This is a genomic window from Nonomuraea phyllanthi (assembly GCF_006334985.2).
GTDB classification, from domain to species: domain Bacteria; phylum Actinomycetota; class Actinomycetes; order Streptosporangiales; family Streptosporangiaceae; genus Nonomuraea; species Nonomuraea phyllanthi.
In genome coordinates this window covers 153,687-173,175 of the sequence record NZ_VDLX02000002.1, presented here as the reverse complement: position 1 = coordinate 173,175, position 19,489 = coordinate 153,687, and the positions used below count along the sequence as shown (strand labels likewise).

Below are 19,489 nucleotides of genomic sequence, written 5' to 3'. Positions count from 1 at the left end.
GTACATAATACGATTTGTGCTAGAAAAATATCGGACCAGGGGCACGACTGCCAGCGAGATAGCGGCCGGGGTCGAGGCCGCCGTGTCCGAGGGGCGGCTGCCACCGGGCGCGACCCTCCCCCCGGTGCGCGAGCTCGCCGCCGACGCCGGAGTCAGCCCCGGTACGGCGGCGGCGGCCTACCGGCTGCTGCGCGAGCGCGGCGTCATCGAGACCGCCGGGCGGCGCGGCACCCGCGTCAGGCCGCGCCCGGCCAGCACCGTCCGGGAGGAGATCCGCATCGAGGTGCCGCCGGGCGTACGCGACCTGTCCAAGGGCAACCCCGACCCGGCCCTGCTGCCGCCCCTCGGCGACGCGCTCGCCGCCGCGGCCCGCGCGCACGCGGAACGGCCCGCCCTGTACGGCACGGGCGACGACGAGGAACTGATCGCGCTGGCCGGGGAGCGCATGCGCGCGGACGGCATCCCGGCCGGGCCGGTGGCGATCACCTCGGGCACCCTCGACGCGGTCGAACGGGTGCTCGCCGCCCACCTCCGTCCCGGCGACGCGGTGGCCGTCGAGGACCCCGGCTGGGCGGCGCTCCTCGACCTCGCCGCCACCCTGGGGCTGCGCACCGTGCCGATGCGGCTCGACGACGAGGGCCCCCTACCCGCGGAGCTCGGCCGCGCCCTGCGGGCGGGCGCACGCGCCGTCGTGATCACCGCCCGCGCCCAGAACCCGACCGGCGCCGCCGTCTCCTCCGCACGCGCCCACGCGCTGCGCGAGCTGCTGGCGGCCTACCCGGAGGTCCTGCTCATCGAGGACGACCACGGCGCCGGCTTCGTGGACCTGCCCCTGCACCCGCTGGCGGGCGCCACCCGGCGCTGGGTGCTCACCCGCTCCACCGCCAAGGCCCTCGGCCCCGACCTCCGGGTCGCCCCGATCACCGGCGACCCCGTCACGCTCGACCGGCTCCGCGGCCGCCAGCGCCTCGCCGCCGGCTGGGTCAGCCACCTGCTGCAACGCGCGGTCGCCCACCTCTGGCGTACGGACGCGGTCGACACGGCGGCGGTGGCGGCCTCGTACGCGCGGCGCCGCGACGGCCTGGTGACGGCGCTGGCGGCACGCGGCATCCGCGCACACGGCCGCAGCGGCCTCAACGTGTGGGTCCCCGTCCCGGACGAATCCACCGCCATCACTCGGCTGCTGTCCCTGGGCTGGGCCGCCGCACCGGGCGCCCGCAACCGCCTCGGAACGCCGCCCGCCCTCCGCCTCACGGTGTCGACGTTGGGCGAGCACGACATCGACCCCCTCGCCGACGCCCTCACCACCGCCGTGCACCCACCCGCACCCACGGGCCGCTACGGCTGACGCGCGGGCGGGCCGCCCCTCACCCACCGTTGCCTGGGTACAGCCGACCCCGAGCGATAGCCCCAGCCGACCGAAAGGCGGTCCACGAGGCGCAGACCCCGGTGCGACGTCGAGAGGCGGGCATCACGTCGCGGAGGAAGATCTCTTAGGTCCGCGTTACGCCGCATCTTTTATGGTGACGGCCGAAGAGATTCCGGGGAGTGCCCATGTCTCAGCGAAAGGCGAAGCGCAGGCGCGCCGCACAGCGGCTCGAACAGGCCAAGCTGCAGGAGCAGCACAAACGCGTCGTGCGCAGGTTCTGGTTCGGCAGTGCCGTCGTCATGGCGATGGTGGTCGGAGCGATCGGAGCGCTGGTGTTGACCTCGACCAGCACCCCGACGCAGGCCGTCCCCGTCGCCACGGCCTCACCGACCGCCACCGTCAGTCCGTCGGCCAGTCCGTCGGCGAGTCTGTCGGCGAGTCCGTCGGCCGGCCCTTCCGCCAGTGGGTCGGCCAAGGCGACTGCTTCCGCCGGCCCGTCGCCCAAGGCGACGAAATCCGGCGGCTGACGGCTCCGAGCAGGCTCTTGAGACGGCGGCGGGCCTAGACGCTGAGCCCGGACCCGCCGCCGACGACGATGTTCTCCCCGGTGACGAAGCCGGCCGCGTCCGAGGCGAGGAACGCCACGACTTCCGCGATCTCCCTGCTGGTCCCGAACCTCCCGAGGGGGATCCGGGAGGCCGTCGCCTTGGTGACCTCTTCGAGCATCTCGGGTTGGACCGTTTTCGCCCAGATTTCCGTGTCGATAGCGCCGGGACTGACGGCGTTGACCCGGATGCGCCGGGGTGCCAGTTCGAGGGCGAGGGACGGCACGAGGGGCAGAAGGGCACCCCTGGACGCCGCCGTGGCGGATCCGCCGACCATTCCCCTGGTCACGCCGATCCCGACGGTGAAGATGATGGATCCTCCGTCGTTGAACAGGGGGAGGCACCTCTGGAGGGTGAAGAACTGGCCCTTGACGTTGACGTTGAAGAGATCGTCATAGGTGGCTTCGTCAATGGCCTCGATCGGTCGCGGCCGGGTGATGCCGGCGTTGAGGAACAGGAGATCGAGCGTGCCGAAGCGCTCGCGGGCCACTTCCACGAGGCGATCGATGTCCTCCATGGACCGGGCGTCGGCCCGTACCACGACGATCTCTTCGGGGAATGCCTTCTCGGCGGCGGCGATGGTCTCGGGGTTCTGCCCGGTGACGATCACCCGGTATCCGCGCTCATGCAGCAACTCGGCGGTCGCCCTGCCGATTCCGCTGGTTCCTCCGGTGATCAGGGCCGCAGGTGCGGGCATGGTGAACTCCACTCGCATAGTCCATGGGAGGCGGCCCGACGCGGCACCGTGACGGTGCCCGGCCGCTGATTTCAGCCTGCGGCCCGAGAAGCGCCCACGTCCAATGAATGATTCGTATTGAGCAATGCGCTCCACGTATCACCGCACGTCACGCGGGCTTATGCTTGGGGGTATGCCTGACCAGCCTCCAGCGGCGGTGGACCTCGATCTGCGGCTGGTGCAGTGTTTCACGGTCGTCGCCGAGCACCGGCACTTCGGCCGCGCCGCCGAAGCCCTCCACACCACCCAGCCGTCCCTGAGCAGGCAGATCCGCCGCCTCGAACAGCAACTGGGCGCCCGCCTGCTCGACCGCAACCCGCGAGGCACCGACCTCACCGAGGCCGGCGAGGTGTTCCTCCCGCTCGCCAGGGCGCTGCTGCGCTCCGCCACCCAGGCCGTGGCGCGCACCCGGGCCGCCGCCCGGCCGACCCGGATCACCATCGGCTACACCATGAACCTCATCGTCACCCCGGCCGTGCGCGAGCTGCGCCACCGTCACCCCGACGCCGAGGTACGCACCCTGCACGTGGCGTGGAACGAGCCGCGCGAGGCGCTGCTGGATCATCGCGTGGACGCGGTGGTGACCCGGCTGCCGCTCGCGACCGACGGCCTGCACGTGACGGTCCTCTACGACGAACCCCGGGTCCTCGTGGTGCCCGTCGACCACCGCCTGACCGGCAAGGAGTCCGTCACCCTCGACGACATCGCCGACGAACCCCTGCCACGGGTGACCGACCCTGACTGGAACGCCTTCTGGCGCGTCGACCCCCGGCCCGGCGGGCGCCCCGCACCCGGCGGCCCCCTCATCGAGGCCGTCGAGGACAAGACCGAACTCGTCGCCACCGGACAGGCCGTCGCGATCATCCCGGCCGGCGAGTACACCAGCCGGCTGCGCCCCGACCTCGCCACGATCCCCTTGGAGGGCGTCGAACCGAGCCACGTCGTGCTGGCCACGCGCGGGGGCGACCGCGGCCGCATGGTGGCGGCCTTCCGGAAGATCGCCCACACCCATCTCACCGGTGTCGCCACCTTCGAGTGACCGCCCCCGAGTGACCGGCCCCACGCGGTCGATGCAGCTCGCCAGGGAAGAGCCCGCGGTCGTCAGCGGCCCAGGGCGACGTTGATCTAATACCTTGCGTGGAGTTGAATGACCGGGTGCATGCTGGGCGAGTGGTCTCTCCGGTTCTGGTGGGTCGGGAGAGGGAGCTCGCGCGGCTGGTCGCGCTCGTCGCCGCCGCGCCCGCCGTGGCCGTGATCGAGGGCGAGGCCGGCATCGGGAAGTCGCGCCTGGTGGCCGAGCTGCTCGGCGGCGCATCGGTGGCCGACCTGCGGGTGCTCAGCGGCACCTGCGTGCAGATCAGGGAGCCGTTCCCGCTGGGGCCGATCGTCGAGGCGCTGCGCGGACGCGCGCCCGAGCTGGCGGGTGCGGCCCTGTCGCCGGTGGCGGGGGCCCTGCGCGAGTTGCTGCCCGAGCTGGCGGCGGTCTTGCCGGAGACGTCGCCCCCGCTGGACGACCGGGCGGCCGAGCGGCACCGGATGTTCCGGGGGCTCGTCGAGGTGCTGACCGCGCTCGGGCCCGCCGTGCTGGTCGTGGAGGACCTGCACTGGGCGGACGGGCAGACGATCGAGTTCCTGACCTATCTGATGTCGGTGCTGCCCGCCACGTTCCGCGTGGTGCTGACGTACCGGGGTGAGGAGGCGCCGGCCTCGGTACGCGCGATCACCGCGCGCACCTCGGACGCGATCAGGAGCGAGCATCTGGTGTTGCCGCCGCTCGACGCCGCCCAGACGCGGGCCATGGCCTCGGCGATCCTCGAGGCCGACGAGGTGACGGCCGAGTTCGCCGAGCACCTGTGCACGAGGGCGTCCGGGCTGCCGCTCGCCGTACAGGAGTTGCTGGCGCTGCTGCGCACGCGGGGCACGCTCATCAGGTGGGAGGGCGGCTGGGCGCGGCGGGCGCTCGACGAGCTGGACGTGCCGAGCGGTGTCCGCGCCTCGGTGCAGGAACGGGTCGCCCGGCTCTCCCGCGGGGCCAAGGAGGTGGCGGAGCGGGCGGCCGTGCTGCAGACACCGGTGCCCATCGGCCTGCTCGCCGCCGCCGAGGGCGAGGGCACAGGCGACGGCGGGGCGATAGACGAGGTGCTCGGCTCGGGGCTGTTCGCGGAGACGAACGGCTCGGTGGGGTTCCGGCACGTGCTGGCGGCGCAGGCCGTCTACGAGGCCATCCCGCTCGGCCGGCGCCAGGCGTTGCACGCCGCCGCCGCGGACACCGTACGGGGGCTGCGGCCGTTGCCGCTGGGACGGCTGGCACATCACCTGCGTCACGCGGGCCGGGCGGGACAGTGGGTGGAGACCGCCATCGAGGCGGCCGACCAGGCGTCGAGGCTGGGCGACGACGCCGAGGCCACGCGCCTGCTGGAGGACGTGCTCAGGAACACCGACCTGCCCGCGGTACGGCGGGCGGAGCTGACGGTGAAACTCGGCTGGGCCGCGCTGGAGTTGCTGCGCCCGCCGCCCGTCGTCGAACTCATCACCGGCGCGCTGGAGCAGGACGTGCCGCGCCCGCTGCGCGGCACGCTCCGCCTCCTGCTCGCGCTGCACTTGGAGCGCACGCGGACGGACGACGCCCGCATCTGGGACGCTTTCGCCCAGGCCGTCGAGGACCTGGCCGACCAGCCGGGACTGGCCGCCTGGGCCATGGTCGGAGTGGGCCGCCCGCCCTCCGGCCTGCCGTTCGGCGAGGGCAAGTCGTGGCTGGAGAGGGCGCTCGCGACCCTGCCCTCCGTCGATGACCCCGCCATGCGGATGCTGGTGCTCGGCAAGATCGCCATGATCTTCGTGGTGATCGGCGATCCACGCTGGGCCGACCTGGCGGAGGACCTGCTACGGGAGACCGGCGGGCGGGGGCTGCTGCGCCGCGAGGTCAACGCCTACCGCTCCATCGGGGGCGCGGCCCTGTTCAGCGGCCACCACCGCAGGGGCCGCCGCCTGCTGACCGCGGCGATCGAGGACGGCGCCGAGCCCGACCTGCGGGGGCGGCTGGAGCTGCGCTGCCTGGTGAACCTGGCCGTGGCCGACTACGTCGACGGCGCCTGGGACGGGCTGGCCGCGCGGCTGGACGAGCTGCGCGACCACTTCGGCGACGAACCGCACGAGCGGATCATGGTGGACATCGTGGCCGCCTGCCTGGGCGCGGTGCGGGGCCGACAGGAGCCCGCGCTCTCGCCCCTGCTGGACGCGATCGCCACGGCCAGGACGCGCGGGCAGCTCGACGATCTCGTCCTGCCCGTCACCATGCTGCTCAGGCTCTCCGCCGCCCGGGGCGAGCCGGAGGAGGCGATCGCGACGGTAGCCGAGGCGGACGTCCACTGGGAGGCGGCCGGGCTGTGGCCGGTGGCCGTCCGGGTGCTGCCCGCGCTGACGGAGGCGCTGCTGGTGGCGGGCCGTTCCGCGGAGGCCGTGGACGTGGTCGCCCGGTACGCCTCCCGGCTGGCCGGGCTCGACGCGCCGCTGGCCGGACCGGCGCTCGGGCACGCCCGCGGCCTGCTCGCCGCGGCGGGGGAGCGCTGGGCGGAGGGCGCGGGGGAGTTCGCCGCGGCAGCGGACGCGTTCGAGCAGGTCCCGGCGCTGTACGAGGCGGCGCAGGCGAACGAGCAAGCGGCCGCCTGCCTCTTCGCCCTGGGCGACCCCGCCGCCGCCACGCGGCTCGGCCAGGCCCACCGGATGTACGGGAGCCTCGGCGCGCGCTGGGACCTGGACCGCGCGACCGGGCTGGGCCGCAGGTGGGGGGTCCGCCCCGTCACGCCCGGCCAGGACAGGTCAGGTCACGGTGGCGACGCCCGGGGCAGGTCCGGGCAGGGCGGGAACGATCTGGCGCTGTCGGCGCGCCAGGAACAGGTGGCCCGGCTGGCGGCGGAGGGGCTGACCAACCAGGAGATCGCCAGGGAGCTGTTCCTGTCGCCGAAGACGGTGGACAAGCACGTGAGCGCGGCCATGCGCAAGGTCGGCGCGCGGTCGCGGACGGAGCTCGCCCGCCACCTCCTCCCAGGCGACTAAATCCGTAAATTGGGGATTTTTCCCCATGGGTCACCCCATATCCACCCCCGTATGGCTGTAGCGACACTTCTGGCATGTCCGAAACCATGTCCGAGCCCGGTGAGCAGCACCCGGACGGACCCGGCCTCGACGGAGACGATCCGGCCGGACCCGCCGACGCCGCTCACCAGGAAGAGCCGGAACCGCCCAGACCCCCTGACGGCTTCGAGCCCGTCTGATCCCTCGCAGAAAGGGGCTTCCCGCCCCGCCGCCGGTTCCAGAGAAAGGCCATCATGGCACTGCCCCGCCCCCCATTAGCGCGCCGCGCAGGCGTACTCCTGACCGCCGTCACGGTGCTCACCACCGGACTGGCCACCGTCCCCGCGTCCGCCACCACCCCGGCCGAGCAGGCCACCCCCGCACCCAGCGCCTCTTCAACGGCGCAGACCGACCAGAACGTCACCCTGACCGGCGTGCGTTCCCGGAAGGTCGTCATCACGCTGATCACCGGTGACAAGGTCCAGCTGACCCAGGAGGTCCCCGGGAAGTATCGGGTCGAGACGGCTCCCGGCAAGCGCCAGGGCGACCGTCGCGTCAACCTCTTCACGCAGTTCACCCCGGACGGCGTCTTCGTGCTGCCGGACGACGCGGTCGCCGCCGTCCAGGCGGGGCTGCTCGACAAGCGGCTCTTCGACGTCAAGTACCTGGCGGAGAACGGCTACGCCGACGACGTGGCCAAGCAACTGCCGGTCATCGTGCAGTACCCGGAGGAGCAGCCCGAGGCGGCGGTCAAGCGCTCGGCCGCCGCGGTGCCGGCCAGCGAGCCCACCCAGACGCTGGAGAGCATCCACGCCTCGGCCCTCGACGTCTCCAAGACCGAGGCGGGCGCGTTCTGGGAGGCCGTGCGGGCCCAGCAGGCCGCCGGGCAGGGGTTTGCCAGGACGCCTGACACGCTGAGCGGCGGAATCGCCAAGATCTGGCTGGACGCCAAGGTCAAGGCCGACCTGGACGTGAGCGTACCGATGATCGGCGCGCCCCAGGCGTGGGAGCGGGGCTACGACGGGACAGGGGTGAAGATCGCCGTCCTGGACACCGGTGTGGATCCCGCCCACCCCGACCTGGCCGGCCAGATCACCGACAGCAAGTCCTTCGTCCCTGAGCAGGCCGTACAGGACCTGCAGGGGCACGGCACCCACGTCGCCTCGACCATCGCCGGCACCGGCGCGGCCTCCGGCGGCAAGTACAAGGGTGTCGCCTCCGGCGCGCGGCTGGTGGTCGGCAAGGTGCTCAACAACAACGGCGAGGGCCAGGAATCCTGGATCATCGAGGGCATGGAGTGGGCCGCGCACAGCGGCGTCAAGGCCGTCAGCATGAGCTTCGGCGGCGACCCCAGTGACGGCACCGACCCGCTCAGCCAGGCCGTCAACGACCTGACCGCCGAGACCGGCACGCTGTTCGTGGTCGCCGCGGGCAACCTGTCCAACCCGGAGACCATCAGCACGCCCGCCGCGGCCGACGCGGCGCTGACCGTGGCGGCGGTGGACAAGAACGACAAGCTCGCCGGCTTCTCCAGCCGCGGGCCGCGGCTGGACGGCGGGCTCAAGCCGGACATCGCGGCGCCGGGCGTGAACATCCTGGCCGCGCGGGCGGCCGGCACCAGCCTGGGCTCCCCGGTGGACGAGCACTACACCGGCATGTCCGGCACCTCCATGGCCACGCCGCACGTGTCGGGCGCCGTCGCGATCATGGCGCAGCAGCACCCGGACTGGACGGCCCAGCAGCTCAAGACCGCGCTGATGTCCACCTCCAAGGACGACGGTTTCACCGTCTACGAGCAGGGCGCGGGCCGGGTGGACCTCGATCGGGCGACCCGGCAGCAGGTCTTCGCCACGAGCGGCGGCGTGGACTTCGGCCTGCTGGACGGCACGGAGGAGGCGCAGACCGGCCAGGTCACGTACGCCAACCTCGGCGACCAGCCCGTCACGCTCGCCCTGAAGGCGGAGATGAGCGGCGGGGCGAAGCTGAGCATCGCCGACGCGACGCTGACGATCCCCGCAGGCGGCACGGCCGGCACGACCGTCACCCTGGAGGTGGCCGGGCTGGGCCTCGGCACGCACAGCGGAGCCGTCACGGCCGAGGCCGACGGGGTCCAGCTCACCACGCCGGTGGGCGCGGTGCGCGACGTCCCCAAGTACGACCTGGTCGTCCACACCCTGGACAGGGACGGCAAGCCGCGCACCCCGACGGCCATGAGCGTCGTCGACGTCGACGGGACCAAGGGCGAGCTCGGCCCGTACCGCGTGAGCGACGTGGGCGTGGTCGTGACCCGGGTCCCCGCGGGCACCGTCAGCGTGATGCAGGTGCTCGACTGGGTGGACGGCGACGACCGGGCCAACCGGGGCTGGCTGTTCAACCCGGAGCTCACCATCACCGGCGACACCGAGATCACCCTCGACGCCCGCGACGCCACGCAGATCCGCTTCTCCACCCCGAAGACCGCGGAGCCGCTGAACAACCTGTATGAGCTGTTCTACCAGCGCACGCTGCCCAGCGGACAGGTCTACGGCGGGACCCTCCTGAACAACAGGCCCTTGGGGTCGTGGGAGAAGGTGTGGGCGCTGCCGACCGAGAAGGTCACCAAGGGCGGCTTCCGCTTCACCGGCCAGTGGGAGTTCGGCGTGCCCGAGGTCACCATGACCATGCGCACGCCGAAACGGACGACCCTGCACCCGGTCTCCAAGGTCCACATCTCCGACCCGGCGGAGTCCCATGCCAACTACATCCCCTTCGAGGGGCGGAAGGACCTGAGGGTCGTCGACGGAGGCAAGGGCCGTCCCGAGGATCTCGCGGGCAAGGACCTGAGCGGAGCGCTCGTCCTGATCGACGCCGAGCCCGCCGAACAGATCTTCGGGCTGGCGTGCGGCCTGCAGATCGAGCGCATGGGAGCGATCAGGGACGCCGGCGCCGCCGGCATCCTGGCCTTCAACGAGCAGCCGTCCACCTGCCCGATCCCGCTGGACATCTCGCAGAAGCCGTTCAGCGGCCCGAGGCTGCCGATCGGCATCCCCTTCGCCTACGTCTCGAACGCCGAGGGCATGAAGGTGCGCGAGCAGGTCGCCCGCGGTCCGGTCACCATCAGGGTCGAGGGCACGCCGGTCACGCCGTACTCCTACGTGTTCAAGCCGTACGAGGAGGGCCGCATCCCGCGGTCGATGCACTACAAGGTCACCGAACGCCAGATGCACCGCGTCGATTTCAACGCGCACTCCGGGCCGTACACGAAGTACTCGTACTGGCGGTCCGGCTGGAAGGTCGACGACATCACGTACACGGGGACCGGCCCGAACGCGCTGCAGTGGTCCAACCCGATGCCCAGCAGCAGGACCCAGTGGTTGTGGCCGCTCGCCCCGGAGGTCGTGAGCTCGTCGGGCATGTCGGCGATCATCCCGCAGGGCCCGGACGGATATGTCGAGGAGTCCCGCTACCGCGTCAACGTCTTCGACAGGCCGGGAAGGACGCGCCAGGAGTGGTTCGCCATGCCGAGCGTGCCGGGCGCCGCGACCGCCTCGGACAAGGTGTACGGGCTCGCTGATCCTGATGCCGCCCCGCTCGAGAAGAACGTGATCGGGCTCCCCTGCGCGATCTGCGTGCACAACGGCAACCTCTGGGTGACCCCGTCCATGGTCAGCGGGGTCAAGGAGCGGCGCGACGACGGCGTCGTGTTCGGTGACCTGCAGCCGCGGTACGAGCTCCACCTGTACCGCGACGGCCAGGAGATCCAGAACGCGCCCGTCGAGCCGTTCACCACGCTGCCGCGCTACCCGCTGCCGAAGGAGGTGGGCACCTACCGGCTGACGGCCAGGAACGACCTGCAGGACATCGAGTGGACGTTCACCGCGCCACCCGGTGAGGACCAGGTGAGGCCGGGCCTCAACTGCTACGCGTGGTGGATCGACGGGCCGCTCGAGCAGTGCCGTACCACTCCCGCGGTCTTCGTCAGCTACGACCTGGGTGACAGCCTGTCCGACGAGAACACGGTCGCGGCGGGCCGCAGGCACACCTTCGAGCTGGAGGCCTACCACGGGCCCTCGGCCGCTAAGATGCCGAGGATCGAGGGCGTGCGGCTCTGGACGAGCACCGACGACGGCGCCACCTGGCAGCCCGCCCGCCTCAAGCGGGGCCGGGACGGCGTCTACACGGCCAGCACGAGATATCCGCACTACCGCGCCACCAAGGGAGCGGTCAGCCTGAAGGTGGAAGCGTGGGACGCGGCGGGCAACCGCGTCAAGCAGACCACGCTCCGCGCGTTCAACCTCCGCTGACCACCCCCCGTCGCGGTCGCCCGGCGGGGCGGCCGCGACGGGCCGGCGAGCATCCGGGGCGGCTCAGGACGGGCCGCCGGAGGGTTGCGGGCCGTAGAGGGCGGCGATGTCCTGCGAGGTGGCCCACCGGCTGTAGGTGGGCGACTGCGGCCAGCCGTCCGGCGAGTCCTGCCATTCCTCCTGCCGCCCGTACGGAAGCACGTCGATCAGCGCGAAGCTGTGCGAGAGCTGCTCGGTGCCCCGGCCGTTGGTGTGCCAGGTGCGGTACACGGTGTCGCCGTCGCGCAGGAACACGTTGACGGCGAAGCCCGCACCGGGCGGCGCGCCGACGTCGGCGCCGAACGGGCTGCCGGCGGTGGAGTACCAGGCCATGGCGTTCCCGACCCGCCGCTTGTAGGCGATCGCCTCGTCGATGGGGCCCTGGGTGACGACGACGAACCGGGCGTCGTACTTGTCCAGGAACTCCAGCCGGGTGAACTGCGAGGTGAAGCCCGTGCACCCCGGGCACTGCCATTCCTCGCCCGCGAACCACATGTGGTTGTAGACGATCAGCTGGCTCCTGCCGTCGAAGACGTCGGCCAGCCGGACCGGTCCGTCCTCGCCCTCAAGGGTGTAGTCCGGCATCCGGACCATGGGCAGGCGCCGGCGCTGGGCGGCGATGGCGTCGAGCTCCCGGGTCGCGGCCTTCTCCCTGGCACGGAGCGCGTCGAGCTGTTTCTGCCAGGTCTCGGCGTCGACGACGGGGGGTAGTGCGTTCGTGCTCATGGTCCCCTCCCTGATCAGGAGTGTGGGTGTGGTGTCCCAGGGATGGACCTGAGCCGGTCGTGAAACTCATCGGTGGCCGTCCGCGCGGTCACCGATCGGCGATCCTCTCGAGCGTGCTCCCGTGGAAGACACGCACGTCCCGGTAGCCGAGCGGCTGCAGAAGCGGGAGCTTCTTGGATCGCAGGAGGGGGCGGTTCCTCTCCTTCTTCGGGCACCCCTTCGAGAGCTTCTTCCCGTCCGTGGCCTCATACATGCGGATGCTCACCCCCTCACCGGGGTATCTCTCGTCGGCCCAGGCGGTATGGAGATGCGTGCACGGGGACAGCCTGTAGACGACGGTGATCGTGCTGGAGGACGGGTCGCCCCGATAGCCGGCGATGTAACCGGATTCGTAGCCCTTCCCGGGGTCGGAGTGGAGGCTCCGCGCCACCCCGTCCTCCTCAAGGTGGTAGGGCTCCGGATTCTCCTCCGCCTTCCTCAACGCCCTGATCTCCTGCTCTGTCATCGTCTTCGTCGGGGTGGGCTCGGTGGCGTACCGGGCCTCTCTCTCCCTCTCCACGGAGCACTGGCCGAGCGCGACGAGCAGGAAGACGATCGCCATGACCAACGAGACACCCCGCCCGAACCCGTATGCGAGGTCGCTCGGCTCGTTCGCCTCGGGGTCGCGGTACTGCCAGGCGCTCGTCACCCGCCACAGGGTTCGCGGATTGATCAGGGACATGACGAAGAAGAAGATCGAGCCGATGATGTAGAGCGTGATCACGAACGGTAGGACGAACAGTCACAGCCTCGTGTTCCACTGCAAGGGGCATAATGGCGCCCAATGCCGAAGCCTCAGGAAATATCGGGATATGCGGCGGCGATCGCGCCCGTCATCGACGCGGTCCACGTCAACGTGCACGCCTCCGCCCGCCGTTCGGTCGCCGAATTGTCCGGAACCGGGGGTTTCCTCGTCGACCTGCGGTTCACGTTGCCGCTGCGGTCGCTGACCCGCGCCGACCTCGCCACCATCTACCGGTACGGGGACCCCGAAGGGCGCGAGGCCGGCATCCGGGAGCACCTCCGCGAGGGCACCCTCGCCGAGAGCGGTGACGGGCAGCTGCGGCTGACGGCGGCGGGGCTCGCCTACATCCACCGCCTGTACGAGGTGCACGGCGCCGTGGCCGAGCGCATCTGGGCCGGGCACGACCTGCCCGCGATGAGCGGGCCGGCGGGGCGGGTGCTCGACCGTGCCCAGGCGGATCGGGTCCCCGGAGGCGCGCTGGAGCTGATGGCGCCGCCGTACGAGCCGGACGGGGCGGGGGCCGGGTTGCTGCTGTTCAACCGGCTCGCCGCGCTGCGCTACCACCGGGCCGACGCGCACGCCGCGGCCTGGCAGGCGGAGGGCCTGTCCGCGGCCGAGATCGTCGGCCTGCGGGACGGGCCCGTCCGCGCCCGGATCGAGGAGCGCACCAACCTGCGAGCCGCGACGCCGTACGAGATCCTCTCCGAGGACGAGCGGCGGGCCCTCCACGAGGGACTGCTCAAGCTCATCTGATCAGAGGGCCGCCAGGAGGCGGCCCACCTGCGTGCGGTCGTTGATGCCCAGCTTGTCGTACGCCGCCTGGAGGTGGTTCGCGGCCGTCCGGGTCGACAGCGTCAGCCGGTCGGCGATCTGCCGGTTCGTCAGGCCGGCCGCCGCCAGCTGGACGATCTCCCGCTGGCGCGGCGTGAGCTCGGGGGTCGCCAGCTCCACCAGCGCCGGGGTCGACACGCCGGGGCAGCGCCTCGCCAGCGCCCACGCCCGGGTCTGCGCGCCTCTGGCCAGGGTGCCGCGGCCCGCCTCCCGGTACGCCGCCGCCTCCTGCGCCGTGGCCTCGGCGGCGTAGAGCAGCAGGCCCGACCGCTCGAACTCGCCGGCCACCGCCCCCAGCGCGGCCGGGTCGCCGACCGCCCGCGCGTGCCCGGCCAGCAGCCGGACGAGCGGCCCGTCGATCCGCTCCACCAGCGCCGGCAGCCGCTCACCGGCCGTGCCGCCGAGCCGTACGAGGTCGTGCAGCGCGAACATCAGGCCGCCGAGCAGCCCGTGCTCCTCCGCGTGCCCGGCGGCCCGCACGCACAGCCGTACCGCCTCGTCCAGATCCCCGCGCGCCGCCGCCACCCACACCGCCGCCTGCATCGCGTGCTGGCGGGTGAACGCCCACCGGGACGCCGTGGCGGCGGCCTGCGCGAGCACGTCCGCGGCCTCATCCGTGCGCCCGAGCAGCGCCAGCGCGTGCGCCTGCTCGGCCAGCACCCGCCCCAGGTACGGCTCGCGGGCCGGCATCCTGGCCAGGTCGTCGCCGCACCAGCGCAGCGCGCCCGCCGCGTCCCCGCGCAGCCGGCTGACCGCCGCCCGGTGGGCCGCGAACCCCGACACCGACAGCTCGGCCCCCGGCAGCTCCATCCCCTGCTCGGCGGCCGCGGCCGCGCCGTCGAGCCGCCCGGAGAACGTCCGCGCGGCACAGAGCGCGTCCAGGAAGCTGGGCAGCGCGTGCGGCGCCTCGTCCCGCCAGCTCTCCACGCTCGCCAGCGCCCGGTCGGCGATGGCCAGGCTGAGCTCGGCCCGCCCCGAGTACGCCGCGACCCACGCCTCCATGGACGCCGCGTGCGCGTCGCCGCGTACCGTCATCGGCCCGTGCGTGCGCGCGCGGGCGAGCGACCGGGCCGCCCCGTCCAGCCGGCCGGCGAAGCAGTCGGCGACGGCCCGGTAGACGTGCGCCTCCTGGAGCCAGGCGGGCTCGGTCAGCGTCCGGGCGGCCACGTCGAGCACCTCGCACGCCTCGGCGTCGGCGCCCGCCCACGCCAGGTTGATCCCGAGGCTGAAGGCGTGCTGGGCGCGGTCGTCCTCGGTGAGCGCGTCGCGGGCCGCGCGCCGCAGTGCCGCCAGCGCCGACTCCGCGTCGCCGAGCACCATGAGCACCTCGCCGAGCAGCGCGACCGCGGCCACGCCCGCCCCCGCCTCGATCGCGGCCCTGGCCAGCCGTTCGGCCAGCCGGGGATCCTGCCGGCCCCAGGCCAGCCGGGCGGCCGACACCAGCATTCCCGGGGCGGCGGCCGACCCGCTGTCGAGCCGCCACACGGCCGCCCGCAGCTCGTCCTCGCGCCGCCGCAGGCCGCTGGCCTCCAGCCCCTCGGCCAGCATCCGCAGCCGCCGCCGCGTGCGCAGCGTGCCGCAGCCGCCGCGGACCACCTCGCCGTAGAGGGGGTGGCCGAGCCGCAGCTCCTCGCGCCTGCCCTCGCCGACGGCGACGACCAGGCCGCGGTTCTCGACCCGCTCGACCGCGCGGACCGAGGTCAGCGACGCCAGCAGCTCCGTGCCCAGCGGCTCACCGAACGCGACCAGCTCCAGCACCTCGCGCTCTTCCTCGTCGAGGTGGCCGATCCGCTCCTCGACCAGCTCGCGCAGCCGGGTCGACATGGACAGCTCGCCGCGCCGGCGCCACTGGCCGTCCCGCTCGGCCAGCCGGCCGCCGTTGCGCGCGGCCTGCACGACCTCGCGCAGGTAGAGCACATTCCCCCCGCTGACGCGGGCGAGGTGGCGTACGGTCTCCGCGGCCACCTCGCCGCCGAGCGCGCCCGCGAGCACCTGCCCGACCTCGTCCGCCGTCAGCGGCGGCAGCTCGATCCGGTCGAGCAGCTCGTCCTTCCACAAGGCGGCCACGGGAGCGGGCTGCGGCTCCCCGGACCGTACGGTCACCAGCACGCGCGCCGCGCCGCTGCCCGCCAGGTAGTGCACCAGCGCCGCCGACGCCGGGTCGAGCCGGTGCGCGTCGTCCACGCTCACCAGCAGCTCGCCGCGCCGTGCCACCGTCCGGGCGCGCTCGCGCAGGTGGCGGGCGGCCCAGCGCAGCTGGTTCTCGCCGCCCTCCGGCGGCCCCGTCAGGACGTGCGCGAACGCCCCGAACGGGATCATCGACGCGGTCTCCGTGCCCAGCGCGCGCACCACCGCGTACCCCGGCGACGTGGCCAGCGCCTCGGCCGCCAGCCTGCTCTTGCCGACCCCGGCCTCGCCGGCGATCATGACGCCCGTTCCCGACCGCAGCGCCTCGCGCACGGCCGCCAGCTGCCCCCCGCGCCCGACGAACGGCCAACCGCTCCCCTGCTCGCTCATCGCGCCTCCTCTCGGCACCCATCGTGGCGACGGAGGTTCGCGCGAGGTTCAGGCCGGATCCCGGCCGATCCCGGCGGCGGCACGCAGCAGCTCGACGAGCGCTTCCGCGCCCGTGAACGGCACCGCCTCACCCCCCACCTCTTCGAGCAGCCCGCGGAGCTGGCCGCCGGACTGCTCGGGCTCGACCAGCCGGACGATGACCGTTCTCATCTGGGAACCATCTCGCCGTCCTGTTCAGGTCTGGTTCAGGTGGGGTACGGGGCGGGCTCGACCTCCAGCTCGCGCATCCGCTCGGCGTAGAGGTGGTAGCGCCTGCGCGCGTCGCCGCGGCGGCCCGCCCGGTCGAGCACCCGCACCAGGCCGAGGTGGGCGCGCTCGTCGTAGCGGTCGCGCTCCAGCAGCCGCAGCCAGTAGCGGGCCGCCTCGTCGTGGCGCCGCTCGTCCGCCCGCGCCGTGGCGAGCCGGGCCGCCGCCTGCGTGTAGGCCAGCCGGGCCTGCTCGCGCAGTCCGACGGCCCAGTCGGCGTAGTCGTCCTCCTCGCAGAACTCCCCGCCGTACGCGCTCTCGGCCGCCGCCCACCGCTCCAGCGCCTCGGACGTACGTCCGGACTGATCGAGCCGGACGGCCTCACCCACCAGATCCAGAAATTTCTCGACATCGACGTCGATGTTGGACAGGTCGAGCCGCAGCGTGCCCTCGTCCGAGACCACGAAGTCGTCCGCCGGCCTCTCGCGCGCCGGATCCAGCACCGCCCGCAGCGTGGACACCATGACGTTCAGCCGCCGCAGCCCGACCGCCTCGCCCTCCTGGCCCGGCCAGAGGATCTCGACCAGCCGCTCCCTGCCGATCCCGCCACCCCGGCGGCTGACCAGGATCTTCAGCAGGTCGCGGGCCTTGCGCGACTGCCAGGCCGTACGCGGGACCGGCACGCCGCCCCGCAGCACCCGGAACGTTCCCAGGGTCTCGACGACCACCCGCGCGCCGGGCGCGGGCGCGGCACGGGCGACCAGCGCGTCGATCCGGCCGTCGAGGGCACGGCAGCCGATCGCGTGCATGCGCTCGCGCACCCGCTCGGCCGCGCCGGCGCCGGTCGCCGGGCCGGCCAGGGCCGCCCTGACCAGCTCGGCCCTGGCCCGCCCGATCGGGTCGCCGAGCATCGTCCACCTGCGCACCGCCTCGTCGGCCGCCCGCGCGTCGCCGTCCAGCTCGGCCCGCAGCTCGGCGACGGCGGCCAGGGCCGCGTGGTCCCTGCGGCTCGCCGCCACCGGCTCGGTCTCGTCGAGCAGCGCCCGCACCTCGTCGCGCCGCCCGCCCGCGAGCGCAACCCGAGCGGCCACGACCCTGGCGGTCACCCCCGCGATGCCGCCGGTGTGCTTCAGCGCCCGCCCGGCGACGCGGGCCGCCTCGGCCGGATCGTCCTCGGCCAGCAGCTCGGCCAGGCCGTTGAGCGCGTTGGACAGCGACTGCACCTCGCCAGACGGCGCCAGGTCCGCGATCACCCGCCGGTAGATCGCGGCGGCCGTGGCGCGGTCGCCGCGCAGCACCTGGATCTCGGCGAGCCGGTTCAGGCCCGTGCCGACCAGCCCGGAGCCCATCGCCTCCCACCGGGCCACCGCGTCGGCCGCCTCGGTGGCCGCCTCCTCCAGGCGGCCGAGGCCGGTCAGGGCCTTGGCGCGGTTGGAGACGTTCAGGGCGGCGTAGGGGGCGAACGACACCAGATCGGACAGCCTGCCGCCGATCTCCGTCTCGGCCAGCGCGTCGGCGTAGGCGCCCTCGTCCAGGTAGCGGGAGGCCCGGTTGGCGTGGATGCGGATGAGCTGGACGATGTCGCCCGCGCGCTCGGCGTACTCCAGGGCGCGCAGGTAGTGGGCGTCGTTCGCGCGGCGGTCGCCGTCGAGTGCGGCGAGCATGGCCAGCACCGTGTGGGCCATCGCGAGCGCGCTCGGGTCTCCCACGGCGCCGGCCTGCTCTAGCGCCCTGTCCGCGAGCTCGGCGCAGCCCGCCCGGTCGCCCTTCAGCCAGAGCACCGACGCCTGGGACGCGGCGCACATGGCGGCGTCGGCGGCCGGCAGGCCGTACGCGTCTCCCCTGGCGTACATGGCGAGCGCCGCGTCGAGGTCACCGCGCAGGTGGTCGATGAGGCCGAGCCGCCTGGCCACGAGCGCGTCGAACGCCGGCCCCTCGGCGGCCTCGGCCAGCAGCTCCCGGGCGCGGGTCCAGTGGCCGCGGTTCTGCTCGGCGATGCCGGCCAGCTTGGTCATCGCCGGGGAGCGGCGGACCGGCTCGGGCAGCAGCTCCAGCGCGGCGATCACGTCACCGCGCTCCGCCAGGCGCAGGCCGTACGCGTCCAGCAGGGAGGCCGCCAGGCCGGGATGCCCGGTCGCGACGGCCGCGCGCAGGGCCAGCTCGGGCTGGTCGTGCTCGATGTACCAGCGGGACGCGACCGCCGCCACGTCGTGCGCCTCGCTGCTGTCGAGCGGGGCGTGCCTGGCCAGCACGTGCCTGCTGGTCGAGGTGAGCCGGTGGCCGTCCTGACCGGCTTCGAGGAAGAGGCCGCGGCTCGTCAGCGAGTCGAGCGTGCCGGGCGGCGCGCCGAGCACGGCCGCCAGCTCGGCGGTCAGCACGGGCAGGACGGTCGCGGCGCGCAGCGGCTCGCGCATGGCCGCCGGCAGGTCCCGGTACGCGGCCAGCGTGAGCCGTTCGAGCGTGGCGGAGTTCGCGGCCAGGCCGGCGGCCGTGCGGGGCCAGCCGGCGGGGTCCTCGCGGGCCAGCGCCTCGAGCGCGGCCTGCACCGCCGCCGGCCAGCCGCCGCAGGCGTCGTGCAGCGTGGCGGCGATGGCCGCGCCCGGCTCGCCCAGCCGGTCGCGCGCCCAGGCGGCGGTCTCGTCCGGCGTGAGCGCGAGATCCGTCGCGTCGAAGTCGAGCACCTCGTGGTCCTGGCGCAGCCGCGCGGTCGGGAACGGCAGCGGCGCCCGCGACGCGGTGACCACGTGCAGCTGACGGGGCGCGGCGCGTACGAGCGTCTCCACGTAACGGACGGACCCCGGCACGCCCGCGATCGCGTCGATGCCGTCGAAGACCAGCGCGAGCCCGCGCCGCAGCCGCCTGGCCAGGGCCTCGGCCAGCGCGCCCGCCAGCGCGGACGCCCTGGACAGCTCGTCGGCGTCGGGCCCGAGCGGGGCCGACGCGGCCGTCACCAGGTCGGCGGGCAGCCCGGGCACCTTCTCCGACAGGGCCGCCGCGACCGCGCCCGCCAGCGTCGGAAGGTCGCGGTCGGCGGGCCCGAGCCGGTGCAACACCGCCCCGACGGCCTGGCTCCAACCGGCCAGCGCGGTCGACTTCCCGTAGCCTGTAGTTGCGACGAGCGAGGTGAGCCTGTGCGTGAGCGCTCCGTCCAGCCGCCGGTCGAGGGCGGGACGGGGCCGCACCCACCCTCGTTCCACCCCCGCATGCTACGCCGGGGCTCGCGAGGGACTCCAGAGTTCGAAAGTGCCACCTCCCGGTAAGAGACAGGGCGGCGCACTA

13 protein-coding genes are annotated in these 19,489 nt (G+C 73.6%); 6 read left to right on the top strand and 7 right to left on the bottom strand.

Annotated elements, in window-relative coordinates:
* Positions 1–16 precede the first annotated feature (16 nt).
* The gene (locus FH608_RS06315) at positions 17–1,348 is read left to right on the top strand and encodes an aminotransferase class I/II-fold pyridoxal phosphate-dependent enzyme (RefSeq protein ID WP_139629344.1); all 1,332 of its coding nucleotides are present in this window, start codon (positions 17–19) and stop codon (positions 1,346–1,348) included.
* Between the two features lie 211 nt (positions 1,349–1,559).
* Here the strand turns inward: FH608_RS06315 and FH608_RS06310 are convergent, their stop codons facing one another.
* Both FH608_RS06310 and FH608_RS06305 read right to left on the bottom strand, forming a co-directional pair.
* Positions 1,560–1,844, bottom strand: a complete 285-nt coding sequence (locus tag FH608_RS06310) for a hypothetical protein (protein WP_139629341.1) — start codon at positions 1,842–1,844, stop codon at positions 1,560–1,562.
* Positions 1,845–1,930: 86 nt separating this feature from the next.
* A complete protein-coding gene (locus FH608_RS06305; protein WP_226899061.1) occupies positions 1,931–2,806 on the bottom strand; it encodes an SDR family NAD(P)-dependent oxidoreductase in 876 nt (291 codons plus the stop codon).
* Between the two features lie 37 nt (positions 2,807–2,843).
* Between FH608_RS06305 and FH608_RS06300 the strand changes: the two genes are divergently transcribed.
* From FH608_RS06300 to FH608_RS06290, 4 genes are all read left to right on the top strand, one after another.
* The gene (locus FH608_RS06300; RefSeq protein WP_139629339.1) at positions 2,844–3,749 is read left to right on the top strand and encodes a LysR family transcriptional regulator; all 906 of its coding nucleotides are present in this window, start codon (positions 2,844–2,846) and stop codon (positions 3,747–3,749) included.
* A gap of 131 nt (positions 3,750–3,880) precedes the next feature.
* The gene (locus tag FH608_RS06295) at positions 3,881–6,766 is read left to right on the top strand and encodes a helix-turn-helix transcriptional regulator (protein WP_226899059.1); all 2,886 of its coding nucleotides are present in this window, start codon (positions 3,881–3,883) and stop codon (positions 6,764–6,766) included.
* Positions 6,767–6,840: 74 nt separating this feature from the next.
* Entirely contained in the window at positions 6,841–6,984 is a 144-nt protein-coding gene (locus FH608_RS51290; RefSeq protein WP_153260661.1) for a hypothetical protein, read from the top strand.
* Positions 6,985–7,038: 54 nt separating this feature from the next.
* Positions 7,039–11,067, top strand: coding sequence for a S8 family peptidase (locus FH608_RS06290; RefSeq protein WP_139629338.1), 4,029 nt, complete (start codon positions 7,039–7,041; stop codon positions 11,065–11,067).
* Positions 11,068–11,130: 63 nt separating this feature from the next.
* Here FH608_RS06290 and FH608_RS06285 read toward each other — a convergent pair whose 3' ends face one another.
* Together FH608_RS06285 and FH608_RS06280 are read right to left on the bottom strand one after the other, a co-directional pair.
* Positions 11,131–11,832 carry a DUF899 domain-containing protein gene (locus tag FH608_RS06285; RefSeq protein ID WP_139629336.1) on the bottom strand — a complete coding sequence of 234 codons (702 nt, stop codon included), beginning with the start codon at positions 11,830–11,832 and terminating at the stop codon, positions 11,131–11,133.
* 88 nt (positions 11,833–11,920) lie between these two features.
* On the bottom strand, positions 11,921–12,595 hold the full coding sequence (locus FH608_RS06280; protein ID WP_139629334.1) for a DUF6199 family natural product biosynthesis protein: 675 nt from the start codon (positions 12,593–12,595) through the stop codon (positions 11,921–11,923).
* 60 nt (positions 12,596–12,655) lie between these two features.
* Here FH608_RS06280 and FH608_RS06275 point away from each other — a divergent pair, with 60 nt between their 5' ends.
* Positions 12,656–13,369 carry a hypothetical protein gene (locus FH608_RS06275; RefSeq protein WP_139629332.1) on the top strand — a complete coding sequence of 238 codons (714 nt, stop codon included), beginning with the start codon at positions 12,656–12,658 and terminating at the stop codon, positions 13,367–13,369.
* Here the strand turns inward: FH608_RS06275 and FH608_RS06270 are convergent, their stop codons facing one another.
* Genes FH608_RS06270 through FH608_RS06265 form a run of 3 tightly spaced genes read right to left on the bottom strand, consistent with a single transcriptional unit; the run spans position 13,370 to position 19,407 of the window.
* Positions 13,370–15,964, bottom strand: coding sequence for a LuxR C-terminal-related transcriptional regulator (locus FH608_RS06270; RefSeq protein ID WP_139629331.1), 2,595 nt, complete (start codon positions 15,962–15,964; stop codon positions 13,370–13,372).
* Between the two features lie 48 nt (positions 15,965–16,012).
* Positions 16,013–16,174, bottom strand: a complete 162-nt coding sequence (locus tag FH608_RS51285) for a hypothetical protein (protein WP_153260666.1) — start codon at positions 16,172–16,174, stop codon at positions 16,013–16,015.
* A gap of 35 nt (positions 16,175–16,209) precedes the next feature.
* Positions 16,210–19,407 (bottom strand): BTAD domain-containing putative transcriptional regulator, encoded by a 3,198-nt coding sequence (locus FH608_RS06265; RefSeq protein WP_139629329.1) that lies wholly within the window; start codon positions 19,405–19,407, stop codon positions 16,210–16,212.
* Positions 19,408–19,489: the final 82 nt, after the last annotated feature.

What these genes read in the sequence shown, in the direction of transcription:
- FH608_RS06300 (WP_139629339.1), top strand. Translation starts at nt 2,844, where the DNA reads ATGCCTGACCAGCCTCCAGCGGCGGTGGACCTCGATCTGCGGCTGGTG.
- FH608_RS51290 (WP_153260661.1), top strand. Translation starts at nt 6,841, where the DNA reads ATGTCCGAAACCATGTCCGAGCCCGGTGAGCAGCACCCGGACGGACCC.
- FH608_RS06290 (WP_139629338.1), top strand. Translation starts at nt 7,039, where the DNA reads ATGGCACTGCCCCGCCCCCCATTAGCGCGCCGCGCAGGCGTACTCCTG.
- FH608_RS06285 (WP_139629336.1), bottom strand. Translation starts at nt 11,832, where the DNA reads ATGAGCACGAACGCACTACCCCCCGTCGTCGACGCCGAGACCTGGCAG.
- FH608_RS06275 (WP_139629332.1), top strand. Translation starts at nt 12,656, where the DNA reads ATGCCGAAGCCTCAGGAAATATCGGGATATGCGGCGGCGATCGCGCCC.
- FH608_RS06270 (WP_139629331.1), bottom strand. Translation starts at nt 15,964, where the DNA reads ATGAGCGAGCAGGGGAGCGGTTGGCCGTTCGTCGGGCGCGGGGGGCAG.
- FH608_RS51285 (WP_153260666.1), bottom strand. Translation starts at nt 16,174, where the DNA reads ATGAGAACGGTCATCGTCCGGCTGGTCGAGCCCGAGCAGTCCGGCGGC.